An 18,178-nucleotide genomic window follows, 5' to 3' on the forward strand; every position below is an offset into this window, starting at 1 on the left:
CATGTCTATCTAATAAAAAAGCACTCGTTGCCTTTCGGAGACAATCAAGTGCTTTAAGTTCATGTATTTTTAAATAGCATAAATCTGTAAGTTTTTTAGTAACAGTACGACACCTTTTATATGTCATGACAACTACTACATTAAAACTTACGAGTTTCTATCAGTTCGTTAGTTTAATATGCATTCCATGTGTTTTGAAGTATGCACTTTTTAATAGCCTACTTTTTTTCCACTGCAAATACACTTTATTTTCTATTCATCTACATATATGATTGTTATCTTTAACCAAGTACCACATTTTTTAGCATTCTCATGTATAAAGTTACTGTAACCCATTTCGTATATTTGCTTAATATCTTAAATTATTAATTACAACATACAAAAGCTGGTAATTAAGGATTCTTCAATCCATTAATAAAATCCTTAAAGCTATCAGCTATTTTATACGTATTTTCTTCTTCACTAGACTGTGGAAAATAAAAAGATTGATCCCAATAATATACACCATGGTTTTCAGTATCTGTAATAAGTACAATTAACCCTGAATTCGGATCATCTCCTATGATTAAACTGGTCGGTAACATATCTTCTTCAAACTCTTCATAGCATTCACTTAAATCAAAAGTTTTTGTTACACCTATACCATACAAAACATCTAAAGGGATTTCCTGATTTAATTCTTTAACAAAAAATTTACTATACCTAACTTTCGAAGTCCCTCCGTTATATTCACTTAAAAATTTTTTATAATCTTCCGGAAGTAAAAATCCTAAAAACTCTTCTAATTCTTCAATTGATTCTTCAGTTGCTTTACCAAAAGCATTTAAATTCATTTATTTCACTCCTATTTAATCTTTTAACTTCTTAGCTAATGACATTCCACCCATATGTCGAAATCTTCTGTGTATCTCTTTACTAACTTCTTGCATTGTTGTTAAATCTTGATGATGGTGCCATGTGTTTTCATCTAATTTTGGTCCATTTGGAGCTAATTCATCAGCTTTAGCAAAATCAATGTCATATCTATTAAATTCACCTATCGGAACTTCTTGTCTTACCAACCCAGCAGATTTAAAGTTGGGAAAACCTCCAGGATAAGAAACTCGATTTGGAGGAATCTCCCAATCAATATAAGTCCATATTCCTTCCTCACTAATTTCGATTTTCCCACCTTTTTTCTGCCATTTTTCAGGATTTCTAGAATATAAGGGTTTAGTAGATAATTGTTCCTCTGTAAATTTCACTATTTCTGGATTTTTACCCGTACCCTATGTTGTAATCTTAAACCCTCACAATAAAAAAGCAAACCATGTAAAACCTTATTAAACTACTTCTTTTTCTTCCACTACCGGCAATTCATAAGCTGTTTTATATTTCATCATGCCATATACAATGTTTACAAGCCTTCTCATAATACATACCAATGCTTGTCCTTTTGTTTTTCCTTCTTTAAGCTTCTTTTGATAGTACGCATGAAACACTGGATTTCGTGGCATCTTACTCCCTTTTGCTACTTGCACTTGCTGTACTGCTAAATTATAAAATAAAGCGTGTAGCGCCCTGTTTCCTTGTTTGCTTTTGTGTGTCTTACCTTTCCCACCAGAACCAAAGTAAACAGGTGCAATCCCCGCAAATCGTGCTAATTTATTGGCATTTGAAAATCGCCTTACATCCCCAATTTCTGCAATTAATGCCGATGCCGTCACAAGTTCTATTCCCGGCATCGTCTCTAATTGATAATCTAGTAGATTTACTAGCTGTTTTAATTCTCTTTCGATGTATTTCATTTCTTTCTTTTTAAACTCAATCTCCCGTACAATACTTCTTACTAAAAAGTCTCGTGTTTCTTGATATTCCTTCATTGTATGTCCATCTTCTTTTACAAGTTTTAATATGTCGCTTGCTTTCTTTACTGAACATGTATTGTTGCTAACATCTAATAAAAAAGCTGTTAATTGTTTTATATTTGCCCCCTCTAAACAAGAGGGTGACGGATATTGCTGCCAAAATGCTAATGCTGTTTTTCCATCTAACTCTGAGAAAAACTTTTTATAACTTGGATAATGGTGGTTTAATTGAATATGTAATTGGTTCTTTAACGCACTTTGTGCTTTTACTAATGCATTCCTTCTTGACACTAGTTGTTGTATCGACCAAAATAAATCGTTTGGCTTTGCATCTGGTAATTGATTTAACTTATTTATTAGTATACGGGCTACGCATTCCGCATCCCAACTATCATTTTTTTGTATCATCACTTGGCTCTTTCGTTCTAAAAATGATAAAGCTGGATTTACTTCTTTCACTACTTGTTCATGATCTACTAAATATTTCGCTAATGCTCTTCCATAACCGCCAACATCCTCTAAACCAAATACAACTGATAAACCATCACTCACATATGTCTCTACTTCTAATAAAAACTTCGAAAATGCAGATGGTTTATTCTCAAATTGTATTTCTCCTAATTTCTCTTGCCAACAATTAATAATAACAGCCGTATGATGCTCCTTATGTAAATCTACTCCTACATACAAATAGTTCTGTCTATTATGCATAACTCATCCCTCTATTCAATGATTTAGTCATATACAAAAATGTCGGCAACCTTAGTTCGAGCGTTCATCTTTCGATGCGCATAGGTACGCAAGCCTATCCATTTTTCATCTCTTTAGTAGTATGTATAGTAAAATGAGCTAATTTTTTAAGTGAGTTTATAAAATAATTGCTGCATGTTGTCCTTTTGTTTGTATTTTCCCGTATTTATACATGCCACGATAAAAATTCTCTCTATCTAACATGCGTTTCACTTGTACTTTCGTAAATTGTTTACCTTTCGCTGCGCAGTAGCCTTCTACATTCAATTGTTCTGCCAATTGGGTAAGTGACCAATGTTTAAAAATGTGTCTTAACTCAAATAGTCTACGTACAACTACTGCTTTCCCAGCATCTACTTCTAACACCTTTTGTCCTTTTTTGGCCTTGTAGCCAAAAAGTACGCCACCACCTGCATATCCACCTCGTTCAGCCTTCTTCTTTCTACCTCTACTTAACTTCAATGCAATTTCAAGTCTTTGATATTGGTCTAATAGTTCTAACATGCCATTCACCAAAAAGTCATTTGGATCATGTGTGTAAATACTATAGCTTGATTGTTCAATTGCCTTCACATCTACTTCATGTTTCTTTAGTTCTCGTTGTATCAATACTTTCGCCATATCAGAGCGCCACAATCGTGATGTATTCAACACAACAACATAGCTTACTTGTTTATACGCCATATCGGACAATAGCTCTTGTAGTCCATCACGTTCAACTGTTAATCCCTCTTCATCAACAGTCGCTCCGCTTAATCCTCTATCTTCATACACACGAAGTAGTTCTAAATTATTTTCGTTACAGTAACGTTCAATCTCTTCTATTTGATACGCTAAACTATACCCATCACGTACTTGTCCTTCCGTTGAAACTCGTATGTAACCAACTACTTTCTTTCCCATCATAAATCCCCTCCCGTTACAGTAATTTGAGTCCCTGTAACGTTTATCCGTTTTTTTGCGGATAACGTGTTCGTAACGTAAATCCGTTAAAACGTACTTTACGATGACTTCAAAACATAATACAACCCTTTATTTTTACAATAGTTTTTTCTCTAGTAGTGTCGTACACTGTACAAAGCCACTACAGTTTATAAAATTTAACACTTAATACATTTATAAAATTATACGTTTACCAACTTATTTCTACTCTAAAATGCAAAAAAGCACTTGTTGCCATAATTGACAATCAAGCGCTTTAAGTTCATCTGTTTTTAAGTAGCTTTAATTTATAAGTTTTATAATAATAGTATGACACCTTATATATATCGTGACAAATATTAATTTAAAACTAACGAGCTTGTACGAGTTCGTTAATTTTATGTCTCTTCCATGCGTTTATATTCATCTTTCGGTAAAATGTCATCTCACCTAAGCTCGCACCTCGTTTTCTGTTCTATCATTGTACGTAATACTCCATGATGGTACAACCATCATGGGTCTCTACTTTTAAACCACTTATTGTTTTTCTTTCCACTACAAATATACTTTATTTTTTATCTGGTGAATATACAATTATTCTCCCTTGTGGATATTCACCTTCCCATCCACAAGGCCATCCCCCAAGCTTATAAACCTCAAAGATTCTTTCATAAAAATTATCAACTTTTCCATTTACTAAACGATTTAGTGCACACATATGTAAATCTCCAATTATTTCTTCAAAAATATCAATATATTGTAATACAAAATCACCTGGATAGTTCTCAGATGATTGAATAATCTCCCTTATAGGACGCTCCATAGAGTTTAAATCATGCTCATATAATTGTCCTATTATTTCCCCACCTTCTGAGGATTTAATATCTTCCCAAACGTTTTCAACCTCATCCAAATCTTGAGACCATGCCAATTCTTGTGCTCTTTCATACTCATTAACCATAACAACATCACGATTTAGAAGGTTTTCATTATGAAAAAGTTGTAAATTTGTAATAAAATTAATAACCTCTTCGACTAATTGAGTGTTTTTTCCGTACTTCATTTATTTATCCACCTTTCCCAAAGTTCTTCAGTAGCACCGCCACCTCTTTGCCAAATCTTTATTTCTTCATTTAATTTTGTTTTGTAAAACTTCTCAATACCAATTTCTAATACCTTTGATTTGTATAATGGCAAGCCACTTTCTGTACCTTTTTTTAATTTTTGTTGCAATTCAAATACTTGTTGTTCCAACTCCTTAATACTTTGATTGATATTTAATTTATCTAACTGATCTTTAACCACATTATTATATACACTATGAAATCCTCTATGCCTAGACAAAGCACTTGGATCTTTTGCTGGTATCGGTAAAAATATCCCGTTATCAGCATGATCCATATCCATTCCAATTTTCTTTAATACCGGATGATTTCTTAAATTTTTAGGTATTATATGTTGCGCCTGATATCCTTTCCGTGATGCAGAACGTGGAAGCCCCATGGATTCCAATAAATTTTGCCCTAATTTTGTAGAACTACCTCCTGTAACCTTTCCAGGGGTACCTGGAATAAGTCTAGTAGCTTCACCCGTACCCTTACTAGCAAGAGAAGCCTCCACACCCTTAATCTTATCATCTATAATCTTATTACTTTCTGTATGATGCTTATTCACCCAGCTTTGGAGATCTGTACCACCTTGTTTAGATATTAGTAAGCCATTTCCGTCAACTTCAAAACTTGCCGATTTGGCTGTCCTATCATCTATGCTTTTGGCTATTTTTTCGCCAAATTGATACATCTTTTCATTTCCGGATTTCTCCATTTTAAGGCTCGCTAGTTTCAAACGGTCAAGCATAATAGCTTTATTATCACGCAATGATTGTACCACATTATTTCTACGCTAAAACGCAAAAAGCACTTGTTGCTCAAATAGACAATCAAGTGCTTTAAGTTTCATCTGTTTTTAAGCAGCATAAATTTGTAAGTTTTATAGTAACAGTATGACACCTTTTATATGTGGTAACAACTACTACGTTAAAACTTACGAGTTTGTACGAGTTCGTTAGTCTTATATCCATTCCATGTGTTTATATTCGTGAACCAGTAAAATGTCATCTCACCTATTTATCATACTTTTCTCACAAAACCTGTATTAAAACAATATGTCATGATGGTACAACCATCATGAGTTTTGAATTTCAAGTAAGCATTTTTAATCGTTCAGACATAAATACTTTATAAGAAAACAAAAGCACTTGTTACCTAAAAGGAAATCAAGTGCTATTTCTATGCATAATAGGGATTCTTGCAACTCTAAACTGCAAACATCCTTTTCTAATTTGATAACTCTAATTAAAAAAATTCATAAAATAATAGAGTAATAGTTAATTTTTTATTTGTAATTCCCTTAAAACTTCTGTCCGCAAATCACTCGCAATATTCCCATTCTTATAATCATCCAATAAAAAATTTATTCTCTGAATATAAATATCTGAATTCTCTATACATTTCGCGAAACAATCCATAAAATGGTCTACTAATGTATCATCAACTAAAGCAATTGGTTCTGGATAATATTTGACACCTTCTCTTTCAAATGCTTTTCTACTAGTATAAGCAACTGCATCAATAACACAGTTCCAAGCTATGACATCTGTTTCATTATCTGACATCTCTTGAATTATTGTTATACCATTTTCCTCATTATCTAATAATTCATAAAGAATATCCCCTATATTTTCTTTACCTTTTAGCCATTCCCAACATTTAAATATAACTTCCTGGGCTAAAATTTGATCTTCCTTTTGAGAAAATACCGACAAAACTTTTTCTGAAAGTCCAAGAAAAAATATTACTTTACCATCTTCTGTTAAACTACTAAAGTTAGTATTAGCCATAATTAACCTCCAACTAATCAATATACTTTCCATTTTTAATCATTAGATTAAGCCTACCAGTTACTTTAATGCTTTCATCGGTTTCCGATGTTACTTCGATTTTTAGATTAGGATATTTTAAACTTAATTGCTTTAACACACCAGGCGGAACTTTATCGTTCGCTAATCCTTGATAACACTTTCTACATACACCTGAAGGATTCGATTGATGAAGTTTTAATGTTCCTGTTACATCTTCTGGTTTTATACCTGCCTTTATTACTGCTGAATCAAATTCATTCAGAACCCCTTCCTCTGCATGCCTAGTGAACAATGGGTTAGTCCCTGGGGCTTTAATATTCCTGTCAGGCATTACTTCATCTAAATCAGGTAATCCAGCTTCTTTTCGTACTTTCGGCGATCCTCCTTCAAAATTCAAATCTTCTAATCCTTTTACATCAGTTTTTCCAACTGCCACTGTTTCAGTTTCTGGAACATTCCATTTTTTCCTTAGTGCATCTATATCAGTTTTACCAATATCAATCTTACTTTCTTTACCCGTACCCTTAACCCCTCCACTACCCTTAGCAAGTTGATAAGCATCATCCTTAGCTGCCGTACTTGCCTTTGAAAACTTTCCGGCTACTTCTCCAACAGTTGAAGATTCTATATAAGGAAGCTTCATTCCTATTCCAGTATCCACCGTCCTAACTGCTACTGGAATAGGAGTATTTTTCATAGCATCTAGTGCATTTTTTAAAGTCTTATTTTCCCTAGGCGATTGTACCATATTATTTCTACACTAAAACAAAAAAAGCACTTGTTGCCTGTAATTGACAATCAAGTACTTTAAGTTAATATATTTTTAAGTATCGCTAATTTTGTAAGTTTTGTAGTACAGTTTGACACCTTTTATATATCGTGGCAACTACTACGTTAAAACTTACGAGTTTGTACGAGTTCGTTAGTTTTATGTCCATCTCATGTTTTTATATTCACCACCATGTAAAATGTCATATCGCCTAAGCTCGTACTTCGTTTTCTATTCTATCATTGCACACAATACTCCATGATGGTACAACCATCATGAAGTACTTACTTTTTAACAGCTTATTCTTTTTCTTTCCACTTCAAAAATAAATTCTTTTTCGTTTACTTGTCTTATGTGAATTCTTTAATTTCTAACCCTAATTGTCTATACCTTTCAATACTAATTAACCCTCAAATTATAGATTTCCTGCTAATATTAAAAGGATCTACGTTATTTTCCTCTAACAAATCTTCAAATTTTTCTGTTCCGTATTTTACAAAACATTCATATTCCGACTGGGAAATAAAGAATGCTAACAAAATTTTACCATCTTGATCTTCACTTCCAGTACGTACATCACCATATTCTTCTGGAAAAGCGAATGGTTCAGTAAAGTAAACTGCACTTTTATTATATTTTTGAACAAATGATTTATCAATACTTTCAATACCACTAATTGCTGTTCCTCGTCCTATTTCTATTCCATTACCTATACAATAAAATAAAGCACTTGCAAGGATATACCCTGTACTATTAAATGCCCCATCAACTACCATTGAAATTTCAACATTATCCCTTACTATTTCTTCATATTTACTGAGTCCAAGTGTATTAAAAACTAAACATTCTTCAAATACATTTTCATATTTTAAAATTTGCATACTCGGAAGCTCTTCATTATTTTTAAAAACCTCTCGGTCTATTGGATCACCTAAATATTTACTATAATGGTCATAATAAAGCTCTCCGTAATTTATCATTCTTTTATCTCCCCTTTATATGTTCCTTCTATTCCTTCAAATTTATGACTTATATTACATTCATGACATTGAACCCTTATTCGAGCATTATATTCATCCAATACTTCTTTTCGTGTTGGTTTTACTTCACCTGTTTTCATACTTACAACTCTTTCTGCCCAAGTATCTGGATAATGATCTAAGTCATATCCAATTCTTTTTACTGGTCCATTTTTAGTATTAATGGTAATACTATCTGGAATATCTTTTCCGCACGTAGGACAAATCATTTTTCCTGTTGCATTTTTTGGTGCTTCACTTTCTGCTTTAACACGAGTACCTTTTCTAAAACTACTTCTCTTATACAAACTATCAGTTTTTTTAACTTTTGTACTACCTTCACCCGTACCCTTAACCCCACCACTCTCCAAATTCGAGATCCTACTCTGAATACTCGCCTTTGAGGCATCATGGGCTTCTTGGAATTTCCCGCCATAGTTCGTTCCAGTTCTAGCGACACTTCCATCTGGCAGTATTTCTACACCTTTAACGAATGGGGTTACGGAGTCCACACCTTTTGCTAATGTACTTTCAATTATATAATACTAGTAATTTTTGTTAGCCTGAATTCATAAAAAATAATTTCTAAAAATTTATAGCATGTCTATCTATTAAAAAAGCACTCGTTCCTTTAGTTGACAATCAAGTGCTTTAAGTTCATATGTTTTTAAGTAGCATAAATTTGTAAATTTTATAGTAATAGCATGGCACCATTTACATGTTATGACAACTACTACATTAAAACTTACGAGTTTGTACGAATTCGTTAGTTTTATGTCCATTCCATACCTTAATATTCATCATCCAGTAAAATGTCATCTCGCCTAAGCTCATACTTCGTTTTCTATTCTATCATTGCACACAGTACTCCATGATGGTACAACCATCATGGAGTACTTACTTTCAAACACCATATATTTTTTCTATCCACATCAAAAACAAATTCGTTTTCATTCTCTTTTCTTGTCTACCTACGCATTAAACTTTAAATATAATCATATATAAAACAAAAAATATACAAATAATACTTATAACTTCTATTCATCATAAACAATTAATCTTCTTATAATAAAAATGACCTTATTCAGCTTTAAGCTAAACAAGGTCATTTATCTATATTAAAACTCTTCTTCCCATGCTTCTTTTGCATCCAATAACCTTTGTGATAAAAACTCATAAAAATTCTTTGCTGTATTGTAGTCATCAAGTCCACCTTGTCTATCCCATGCTATTACTGGGCACTCATTGTTTTCCATATTACTAGTGTCTAGACAATAAGCATATTCCCCAATATCTTCAATAACTACTAAATTCTCACTCATTCCTAAATCCCTATAACTCTCTGTTTCAATAACAACAGAAGCTATATTAGACTTAGCCACCCCTAAAATATCAACACCAAATAACCCACCAGAGCCATAATTAGTTAAAAACCACTTATAACTTTCTGGCAATTTTAACTGTAGGGTATCTTGAACATAATCAACTTGTTTTTTATCTACTCCACCAGTAAAGTCATCTGATTCCATATTTATCTTAATAAAATTGGTTAATTCCTCTTTATTCATTCAAAATTCCTCCTTTTATAATTCAGCTTTATCTATTTGTTTAGCTCTCCATCTCCAATATTTCGACCTAAAATTTTCATATTGCTTTTTTAACACAGGGTCGTTTCTAAAGCTTCCACCATTCTCCACTAAGCCATGCAATATTTTATAATATTCCTTATGCATACTACCCGGGAGCTCCACCATTGATCCGGGCTCTCTTTGAATTAAATGATGAAGTTCTATAGCAGTCCCATCTTGCCAAATTGGTGCTCTTCCTTTTTTCATCAATTGGAGATTTGTCATACCAGTTTTAGGGTCAATTCTCATATAATCAATATCTAACCTTTGAAAAACCCGTCTGCTAATATCCCTTACTTCTCCATTAACTTTAGTTGTTCCAGTATATTCTACATCCTTATAGTTTTTATATTCTTTACCCGTACCCTTAACCCCACCACTCTCCAAATTCGAAATCCTACTCTGAATACTCGCCTTTGAGGCATCATGGGCTTCTTGGAATTTCCCGCTATAGTTATAGTTCGTTCCAGATCTAACGACACTTCCATCTGGCATGATTTCTACACCTTTAGCGAATGGGGTTACGGAGTCCACACCTTTTACTAATGTATTTTCAATTATATAATATTCACGACTTAATCTATCTAACAATCCTTAAAAATAATCTATATTGATTTTTACTTATTTATCAATCTCTAATATCTCTAAGAAAAAAGCACTCGCTACCAATCATAGGTTTTCGAGTGCTTAAATGTATATACTTCCCATCATATTTAAATCATTTTTAAGACTTGTTCCTTAACATCTTCGTCAAACTTGGCTCCTTCTACCTTTGCTCCCTTCCAAACTACATTGTCAAGTTTAGCACCGGTAAAATTCGCATCCGTGAAATTCCCATTTAAAAGGATTGCTCCTGTTAAATCTGCGTTTGTAAAATCTGTATTTCTAGCATCTACTTCTGATAAATTAGCATCTTCTAAATATGCTTTTTCAAAGTTACCTTCTGTAAGATTCGCGTTGCTGAAATCCGTTCCCGTACAGTCGGCCTGTTTTGCATCTATTTTATATAAATTTGCTCGTCGAAAAGTAGCATGATTTAAAATTGTTCCAACTAATTCTCCATATGAAAAATCAACTTCGTCAAAACATGTTTCAAAACAACTACTTATATTCAATTTTGCATATTTCATATTCGCTTTAGAGAAATTAGCTTCACCAAACCTACAATCTGCAATGTGTATTTCCTCTAAATTACAACTTCTGAAATCAGCAAACTCAAAATCACAATCAAAAAAAGATGCTCTCATTAGTGAAGAAGCTCTTAAATGGACTTGTTTTGCCATGATACCCTCTGCCATCACCTCTGACAAATCAGAAAAAGTAAGGTCTAAATTGCTCATATCTAGCCCATCTATAATTTCATCATTGTATTGAGATCGATTTAATATTTCCATGACTTTTATTCTATCATTATTTTTCTCATCCATGATTACAAATTCCTTTCATTTAACTTTCCAGATACTCCTTCCAAGCAACATTTGGAGAATAAGTTATACCCATCTGATCTTCATCAAAACTTGGTATAGCCATTACTTGTGCTGGTTCCAAATACTTCATTACTTGTAGCCAATTATCAAGTAATGTATCACTGTCACTCTCTAATGGATTATTTAAAATATCAATACAAAGGCCACCCCAATCTAGCTCAGATACCACAGCTGGACTATTTTGTAATAATTCCTTATCAAACATTTCTAAAATATGACCACTAAAGTATGTTCTAGCCCCTATCCCTAAGGGACCGTTAGGAAGAAACCTAACTGGTATTGGTTGGGAAGATATTTCCATCCACATTTGTAAGCGTTCATGTTCGGTATTCCACGGATATGATAAAGGCCAAAAAATTTGAGTTACTCCATAACTTGGTTTCGCAATTTCTGCGATTTGGTCAGATAACTCAAAAAAAGCAGCCCATAATTTTTTAGGTATTGATTTATGAAACTCAAACTCTAAAAATGAACGATGGCTCCAGTTAACTTGAAAACGTCCTGTGTAGTTCACAGATTTATCACGATACAGGTAAACTTCTGATACTATACGCTCTGAATCTACTTTTTCCAGCATTTCCTGACGGTTATATTCTACCCGTACCGTTTCACAGTTGCCCCAATGAGTAGGAGCAAATTTTTCATTTGACTCAAACACATCCAAAAGACGACCTAATAATTCTTCTTCGTTAAAAGATACTGTAGGATACATTGTAATTGTGAAAAAATCTGGTTTCATGTATATCCCCCTTAATATTAAAAAATATAGTCACATAATAATTTTTATTCACAGCTTTTTCCACCTACCTCCACCAGGTAAACGTGTATTGTTCTCCCATTTATGAGTCACTTTTCCACTACTTGGGTCAGTATAGTAAATCTCACTCTTTTCTCCTAAAGGCCCACTTGGTCTTGGATGAGGAGGTATCCCATTCAAATCGGGTTTATCACTTGATATTGTCACAATATGACTTCCATTTTTATCTTCGAGCATTTCCCTTTCAGCTCGCATTTGACTGTCATTATGAATAACGTGTTCTTTGTCACTTATTTTGTGTTTGTGATCATGAACTAAATCGATTTCATCCTTAGCATTACGACCTATACTATCTGGACGCGTAAGATGCCCTTCACTGGATGTATACGTAACAACCTTGCCAGAGTTATTGTCCTCTAATGTACGATTTAGGTGTTCTCCCAAAGCTTTTCTCCCTTTTATTTCTTCTTCTCTTCCTCGCTCTTGACTTTTCCTTAAATTTTCACGCTTAACATCCCACTCTTTACGTTCTAAAGGCTCTTTTGTTTCTTCACAATGACGATTATACCTAATGTTATCTGCTTCCTTATAATCCCCCCGTGCTTTGGCTTCATCTATTTTTATTCGATAGTATTTTTCTCTTTCCGGGGTTAGTTTAATTTTGTTAGGGTTTGTCTTACTACTATCACCCGTACCCTATGTTGTAATCTTAAACCCTCACAATAAAAAAGCAAACCATGTAAACCTTATTAAACTACTTCTTTTTCTTCTACTATCGGCAATTCATATGCCGTTTTATATTTCATCATGCCATATACAATGTTTACAAGCCTTCTCATAATACATACCAATGCTTGTCCTTTTGTTTTTCCTTCTTTAAGCTTCTTTTGATAGTACGCATGAAACACTGGATTTCGTGGCATCTTACTGCCTTTTGCTACTTGCACTTGCTGCACCACTGCTAAATTATAAAATAAAGCGTGTAGCGCCTGTTTCCTTGTTTGCTTTTGTGTGTCTTACCTTTCCCACCAGAACCAAAGTAAACAGGCGCAATCCCCGCAAATCGTGCTAATTTGTTGGCATTTGGAAATCGTCTTACATCTTCAATTTCTGCAATTAATGCTGATGCCGTCACAAGTTCTATTCCCGGCATCGTCTCTAATTGATAATCTAGTAGATTTACTAGCTGTTTTAATTCTCTTTCGATGTATTTCATTTCTTTCTTTTTAAACTCAATCTCCCGTATAATACTTCTCACTAAAAAGTCTCGTGTGTCTTAATATTCCTTCATTGTATGTCCATCTTCTTTTACAAGTTTTAATATGTCGCTTGCTTTCTTTACCGAACATGTATTGTGACTAACCTCTACTAAAAAAGCCGTTAATTGCTTTATATTTGCCCCCTCTAAACAAGAGGGTGACGGATATTGCTTCCAAAATGCTAATGCTGTTTTTCCATTTTCTACGCTAAAACACAAAAAAGCACTTGTTGCCTTTAATTGACAATCAAGTGCTTTAAGTTCATATGTTTTTAAGTAGCGTAAATTTGTAAGTTTTGTAGTAACAGTATGACACCCTTTGTACATCATGACAAATACTATATTAAAACTTACGAGTTTGTACGAGTTCGTTAGTTTAATATACATTCCATGTGTTTATATTTATCGCCCAGTAAAATGTCATCTCGCCTAAGCTCGTACTTTATTTTCTATTCTATCATTGCACATAACACTCTATGATGGTACAACCATCATGGAGTATATACTTTTTAACAGCCTATTCTTTTTCTGTCCACTTCAAAAAAAGTACTTTTTCGTTTGCTTGTCTTATGTGCCAGTGTATATTTAACTTTAGCATCACGAACTTTGTCATTCTCGTGTGTAAAGTATACATCGAGTAGTATCGATGACTATGATACTTATAAAGCTACTATAACCAATCTCGTTTGTTTACTTATTACTGAAGACTTTTAATCTATACTATAGAGCATTAATCAACCATATCCACAAAGTATTCAGTATCTTGATTAATTTTTCGTATAAATTCCTCCAATGAATCAGCTATTTGAGTCTCAAAAAAATATACAGGAGTTTGTTGAGGTGTATTCAAATCAAGTGTTAAATATACACCCTCGTTTACTTCATAAAAAACTAATTTATCTTCTTCCTCGTATATTCCCTCTAAATCTGGATCAAACTCGTAAATACCTTCTCTCAATGTAATATCCGCTATAGTATCTGGATCCATTATTCTATTTATTGCATCCACATTATTTCCTTTTATAAAACCATAGCCAACTTCTAAGTAAAAATTTCTAAGTTCATTAGGAAATGTAAATCCAAGTCTCTCTTCTGCCACTATAAGTTCATTTTCTTGTAATTTAAAAAACTTATGATGACTATTTTTTATAAAATCAAATGTAGCCATAAAAACTACCTCCTTGGAAATAATTTATTTGATGGTGACCCTTTACCATGAATTCCTGCCTGATGTTCATCAGGAAACTTAGCTGGATGTATATTCCACCATTCATGAGGCCCACCAAAATTATTCTCTATAATATGATGCGCATCATAGGGTTGCCCAATATCCCTTGCTACTCTACCTTTTTTATCATAAACTTCCTCAGTATATCTTGGCCATGTTTGACCTGTTTTTTCTTCCCATTCACTTATCAATTTGTTTTTCACATTGTTAAATTTATTTCTGTGTTTTAACGTTTCCAATGGCGTCATTTTTTCATACTTATGTTCCCTTAGAGCAGCCTTTAATTGTTCTATTTGGTTTTTATGAAGCTTCAATCCTGTTTTTGACTCTACATCTCTAATATAATCTTTAGCTAAATCATAATCAATTTTACCCGTACCCTTAGCCACACTACCTTCCTTACTAACTCCTGAACCACCACTACCCTTAGCAAGTTGATAAGCATCATCCTTAGCTGCCGTACTTGCCTTTGAAAACTTTCCGGCTACTTCTCCAACAGTTGAAGATTCTATATAAGGAAGCTTCATTCCTATTCCAGTATCCACCGTCCTAACTGCTACTGGAATAGGAGTATTTTTCATAGCATCTAGTGCATTCTTTAAAGTCTTATTTTCCTTAAGCGATTGTACCACATTTTTACCCAAATTTGGATTAAAACCAGGCATTCCTTCTTTGAATTTTAATAATTTGGCTAAATCAGCTAATTCACTCGTCCCTTTGAATGCTTTTACTCCTTTTCCTACTGCTCCAACAACTGGGATTGCATCTAATCCGCCAAAAATGATGTTTCCTACCCGCTCTTCTTGGCTCAATTTCCGGTGTGTTCCCCAGTCTTCTCCGTCGATACCGCTTTTTATTTGTACACCTCCGTATACTACTGCGGCAGCGGCCCCGAGTGGTGGGCAAAGGATTGTTGTGATGATGATTCCTACGCCTATTCCTATGTCTCGCACCATTTCTAGTTTTTTCTGTTCATCTTCTATCGATTTGTATTCAAATCCTCGTGTGGATGGGACTACTTTCTTGTATTCTTCATAATTTAGTTTTGCATCTGGATTTCGTTTTTTTAGTTCTTTGTATTCCTCTCTCAGTACATTATCAAATGCAGGTGAATCTTTAAAAATATCTTCTACTGTTATTTTATCTTTCTTCTTCTGTATTGTTTGTGGTACACTTCCGTAGCCCGCATGCGCACCTGGTAATACTGTCGTTGTTGTGGAGCCAATTCGGTTATTTGTTTCAAAACTGAGAATAGATGTATCTCTCACTTTTTGAGCGAATTTATCCATTTCTACTAAAAAAGGTTTATCTATATGTTCAGAGACTAATCGCCCTGCTTCTCCGCAATATTTTTGTAATGTCGAATAGCTCTCGAGTAATTCCCCGATTTTTTGCGATTGATCTTTAGGATTAAAATGTATACTACCATCCGAGTCTAAATCTCGTATTCTTCCATCAATTTTTTTTAATAGTTCATTTGCGTCCCGTAATTTTATGAGTGCATCTTTTGTAATTCGATTCATACCATCCCCCATGTTTTGCCATGGTTCAGGTCTATATTTCACATCCATTTCGTTTTCATCCCCCAGCCGTATGGTGATTTCTACAACTTACTTAATATTTCACGTAATTGTTCGTCCTTTTCAAGCATTTCTACACATACATTTCCTACAACTGTCGCTGACCTAGAATAGTGTTCAGCCAATTCTAGTGTTTTGTGTAATATATCAGGATATTTTTCAATTACTCTCATCGCTTCACCTTTTTGATAAAAATCACAGCTTAATAAACTCTCAATATTCGTTCCAATGACGTCTACATGGATTTTATATATATTTTCTAACTTCATTACTATATCAAGTAGTTCTTGAAAATTAACTAATACTTCTTCTCCACCACCAGAACCACTATCTCCCATTGATACTTGCATTATTGAATACCTCCTAACGAGAATTGTCTCGGGTCAATTAACTTTTTATATGGCATTTTTAACACGTCATACAATTTCTTATTAACCGCATAGAGGCTCACCCAGTCATATCGATTACGATCTACATCTATTTGAACGAAATCTTCTCCTTCAGTGAAATATAAGAAACATTCCCATTTTCCTCCTCTATTACTTCGAGGCCTCGTATACGTTTCTATCGCTATAACGTCTTTATTTGATAAATCTTTTTCCTCAAATGTTTGTTGTTCTGCCTCTGTCATTCTCTTTGAGAAAAATGTATCTTCTATTTCTCTCGGTTCTCTCAATAAGAAGGGTATGCGTGTTAATAATGAAAAATATACGTCCGGTTTTGGTATGTAGTCGATCTCGTATTTTTTATTTGGTTCTATTTCTGTTAATACAGCCACTCGGTCTTTATCCTCTTTTAAAAAGCCAATTAATACATTATTCATTCTCGTGTATTCATGACAATTTTCATATTCCTTTAATAGTTCAATTATTTGAAAAGCTGCAGGGGTAATTCCATTTTCACTTGTAAGTAAGCCCTTTTCTTTTAAACTCGTAGTTGCTTTCGTGACACATTCTTCATCAAGTAAAATAATTGCGTCACGGTTTGGCAATCCAAATATATCGGTAACCCCAGCTGCACCTGCGAGAACATATAATTCAGCAGGTGCAAAACTCATTTCTTTCCCCATTCTTTTATCCCTCGTTTCTCCATCACAATTGTTTTATCGCCCTTACTTCCGATTTATCTCCGTACGTTTGAATGCTTTTATCTAACTCTTTCAAAGCTTTCGTATGTCCTTCAAATGCCTCTACCATTTCTGAATTATATTGAATGATCAAATCAAGATAACTTAAAAATGCATCTCTCGTTTTTCCATTCCATTTCGCACCTGTGACATATGCTTTTAAATCTTTCGCTTGGTTTAAAGAATCCTTCATACCATTTTCAATGTTTTGTGCGTAAGAAATGGCACTTGCAGTGTTACTTCCTATAATTTCAACCTCTTTACCACTCATGTTCGTTCCCTCCATTCTTTGTATACTTAATGGATAAGTTTTTCAATTTCCTTTTTCTTTTCTTCAAAAGCCTTGGTCGCGGCAGCGTATGCTGACGCTTTCTCCGATTCTGCTTTCGCTTTATATTCCAAATACTTTGCATAAGCTGTACTTTTTGCAGATCCAATATCGCTTAATGCACTTTTAAAATAGGATACTAATGTATGTAATTCTTCATCCTTTTCATGACGTTTTTGTTCAAATTCAACTGCTGGAATTTTATTAGCTTCTAAACCATTACTTTTACTCTCATAATCTCTCTTTGCTGATTCAGCCTCTTGAATGAATTGCTTTAACTCTCTTTCTTTATCTTTTAAATAATCGTGTAAATCATCATACCGATCTCGTTTCCTCGCACTTTCTGTAAAACCAGACGCATTTAAAAAAGCATTGTACAATTCATCTAACATCTTTCTCCCCCTTTAGCACAATAACTATGTAGTTAAATTCATATATTTAAACATTAATATTCATTACATTAAGAATTAACAAATAATTATTTTTACATATTGCTATTTTATCAAAGGGATTTTAACATTTCCATATTTTATGAATGGCTTTCGCATTTTTCTTCAATA

20 protein-coding genes and 2 pseudogenes are annotated in these 18,178 nt (G+C 33.6%); all 22 read right to left on the reverse strand.

Annotation, left to right across the window (positions count from 1 at the left end):
• Positions 1-392 precede the first annotated feature (392 nt).
• The gene (locus tag DOS87_RS18545) at positions 393-833 is read right to left on the reverse strand and encodes an SMI1/KNR4 family protein (RefSeq protein ID WP_001052206.1); all 441 of its coding nucleotides are present in this window, start codon (positions 831-833) and stop codon (positions 393-395) included.
• A gap of 15 nt (positions 834-848) precedes the next feature.
• The gene (locus DOS87_RS18550) at positions 849-1,244 is read right to left on the reverse strand and encodes an HNH endonuclease (protein WP_000673073.1); all 396 of its coding nucleotides are present in this window, start codon (positions 1,242-1,244) and stop codon (positions 849-851) included.
• 78 nt (positions 1,245-1,322) lie between these two features.
• Positions 1,323-2,558 carry an IS110 family RNA-guided transposase gene (locus DOS87_RS18555; RefSeq protein ID WP_208730106.1) on the reverse strand — a complete coding sequence of 412 codons (1,236 nt, stop codon included), beginning with the start codon at positions 2,556-2,558 and terminating at the stop codon, positions 1,323-1,325.
• A gap of 156 nt (positions 2,559-2,714) precedes the next feature.
• Positions 2,715-3,500: a recombinase family protein gene (locus DOS87_RS18560; protein ID WP_098578584.1), complete on the reverse strand. Its 786-nt coding sequence runs from the start codon at positions 3,498-3,500 to the stop codon at positions 2,715-2,717.
• Positions 3,501-4,086: 586 nt separating this feature from the next.
• Positions 4,087-4,581, reverse strand: coding sequence for a hypothetical protein (locus tag DOS87_RS18565; protein WP_000873545.1), 495 nt, complete (start codon positions 4,579-4,581; stop codon positions 4,087-4,089).
• On the reverse strand, positions 4,578-5,162 hold the full coding sequence (locus tag DOS87_RS18570; RefSeq protein WP_257148917.1) for an AHH domain-containing protein: 585 nt from the start codon (positions 5,160-5,162) through the stop codon (positions 4,578-4,580). Before DOS87_RS18570 ends, DOS87_RS18565 begins: the two co-directional genes overlap by 4 nt.
• Positions 5,163-5,904: 742 nt before the next feature.
• Positions 5,905-6,417: an Imm6 family immunity protein gene (locus DOS87_RS18575; protein ID WP_098578407.1), complete on the reverse strand. Its 513-nt coding sequence runs from the start codon at positions 6,415-6,417 to the stop codon at positions 5,905-5,907.
• Positions 6,418-6,430: 13 nt separating this feature from the next.
• A complete protein-coding gene (locus tag DOS87_RS30320; RefSeq protein ID WP_257148877.1) occupies positions 6,431-7,186 on the reverse strand; it encodes a hypothetical protein in 756 nt (251 codons plus the stop codon).
• A gap of 431 nt (positions 7,187-7,617) precedes the next feature.
• Positions 7,618-8,187 (reverse strand): suppressor of fused domain protein, encoded by a 570-nt coding sequence (locus DOS87_RS18590; protein WP_098578408.1) that lies wholly within the window; start codon positions 8,185-8,187, stop codon positions 7,618-7,620.
• Entirely contained in the window at positions 8,184-8,738 is a 555-nt protein-coding gene (locus tag DOS87_RS18595) for a GH-E family nuclease (RefSeq protein WP_000378880.1), read from the reverse strand. The genes DOS87_RS18590 and DOS87_RS18595 overlap by 4 nt, the downstream gene beginning before the upstream one ends.
• Positions 8,739-9,344: 606 nt before the next feature.
• Positions 9,345-9,794: an SMI1/KNR4 family protein gene (locus DOS87_RS18600; RefSeq protein WP_001030887.1), complete on the reverse strand. Its 450-nt coding sequence runs from the start codon at positions 9,792-9,794 to the stop codon at positions 9,345-9,347.
• Between the two features lie 15 nt (positions 9,795-9,809).
• Entirely contained in the window at positions 9,810-10,388 is a 579-nt protein-coding gene (locus DOS87_RS30545; protein WP_080029603.1) for an HNH/ENDO VII family nuclease, read from the reverse strand.
• Between the two features lie 179 nt (positions 10,389-10,567).
• A complete protein-coding gene (locus tag DOS87_RS18610) occupies positions 10,568-11,281 on the reverse strand; it encodes a pentapeptide repeat-containing protein (protein ID WP_098578409.1) in 714 nt (237 codons plus the stop codon).
• A gap of 19 nt (positions 11,282-11,300) precedes the next feature.
• Complete coding sequence (locus tag DOS87_RS18615; protein ID WP_098578410.1) at positions 11,301-12,080, reverse strand: hypothetical protein; 780 nt, start codon at positions 12,078-12,080, stop codon at positions 11,301-11,303.
• A 48-nt stretch (positions 12,081-12,128) separates the two neighbouring features.
• Positions 12,129-12,779: pseudogene (locus DOS87_RS30550) on the reverse strand (ADP-ribosyltransferase); the annotation flags it as partial.
• Between the two features lie 68 nt (positions 12,780-12,847).
• Positions 12,848-13,569, reverse strand: a pseudogene (locus DOS87_RS18625) (transposase); the annotation flags it as partial.
• Positions 13,570-14,086: 517 nt separating this feature from the next.
• Positions 14,087-14,524: an SMI1/KNR4 family protein gene (locus DOS87_RS18635; protein WP_000190066.1), complete on the reverse strand. Its 438-nt coding sequence runs from the start codon at positions 14,522-14,524 to the stop codon at positions 14,087-14,089.
• A 5-nt stretch (positions 14,525-14,529) separates the two neighbouring features.
• Positions 14,530-16,155, reverse strand: coding sequence for a hypothetical protein (locus tag DOS87_RS18640; protein WP_098578123.1), 1,626 nt, complete (start codon positions 16,153-16,155; stop codon positions 14,530-14,532).
• 32 nt (positions 16,156-16,187) lie between these two features.
• Complete coding sequence (locus tag DOS87_RS18645; RefSeq protein WP_001198201.1) at positions 16,188-16,514, reverse strand: hypothetical protein; 327 nt, start codon at positions 16,512-16,514, stop codon at positions 16,188-16,190.
• Positions 16,514-17,233: a DUF5081 family protein gene (locus DOS87_RS18650; RefSeq protein ID WP_086398499.1), complete on the reverse strand. Its 720-nt coding sequence runs from the start codon at positions 17,231-17,233 to the stop codon at positions 16,514-16,516. Before DOS87_RS18650 ends, DOS87_RS18645 begins: the two co-directional genes overlap by 1 nt.
• A gap of 22 nt (positions 17,234-17,255) precedes the next feature.
• Positions 17,256-17,561: a WXG100 family type VII secretion target gene (locus DOS87_RS18655; protein ID WP_000014535.1), complete on the reverse strand. Its 306-nt coding sequence runs from the start codon at positions 17,559-17,561 to the stop codon at positions 17,256-17,258.
• A 26-nt stretch (positions 17,562-17,587) separates the two neighbouring features.
• Complete coding sequence (locus DOS87_RS18660) at positions 17,588-18,010, reverse strand: hypothetical protein (protein ID WP_098578124.1); 423 nt, start codon at positions 18,008-18,010, stop codon at positions 17,588-17,590.
• Between the last annotated feature and the right edge of the window lie 168 nt (positions 18,011-18,178).

Source organism: Bacillus sp. CR71 (assembly GCF_003429245.1).
Lineage (GTDB): Bacteria > Bacillota > Bacilli > Bacillales > Bacillaceae_G > Bacillus_A > Bacillus_A thuringiensis_S.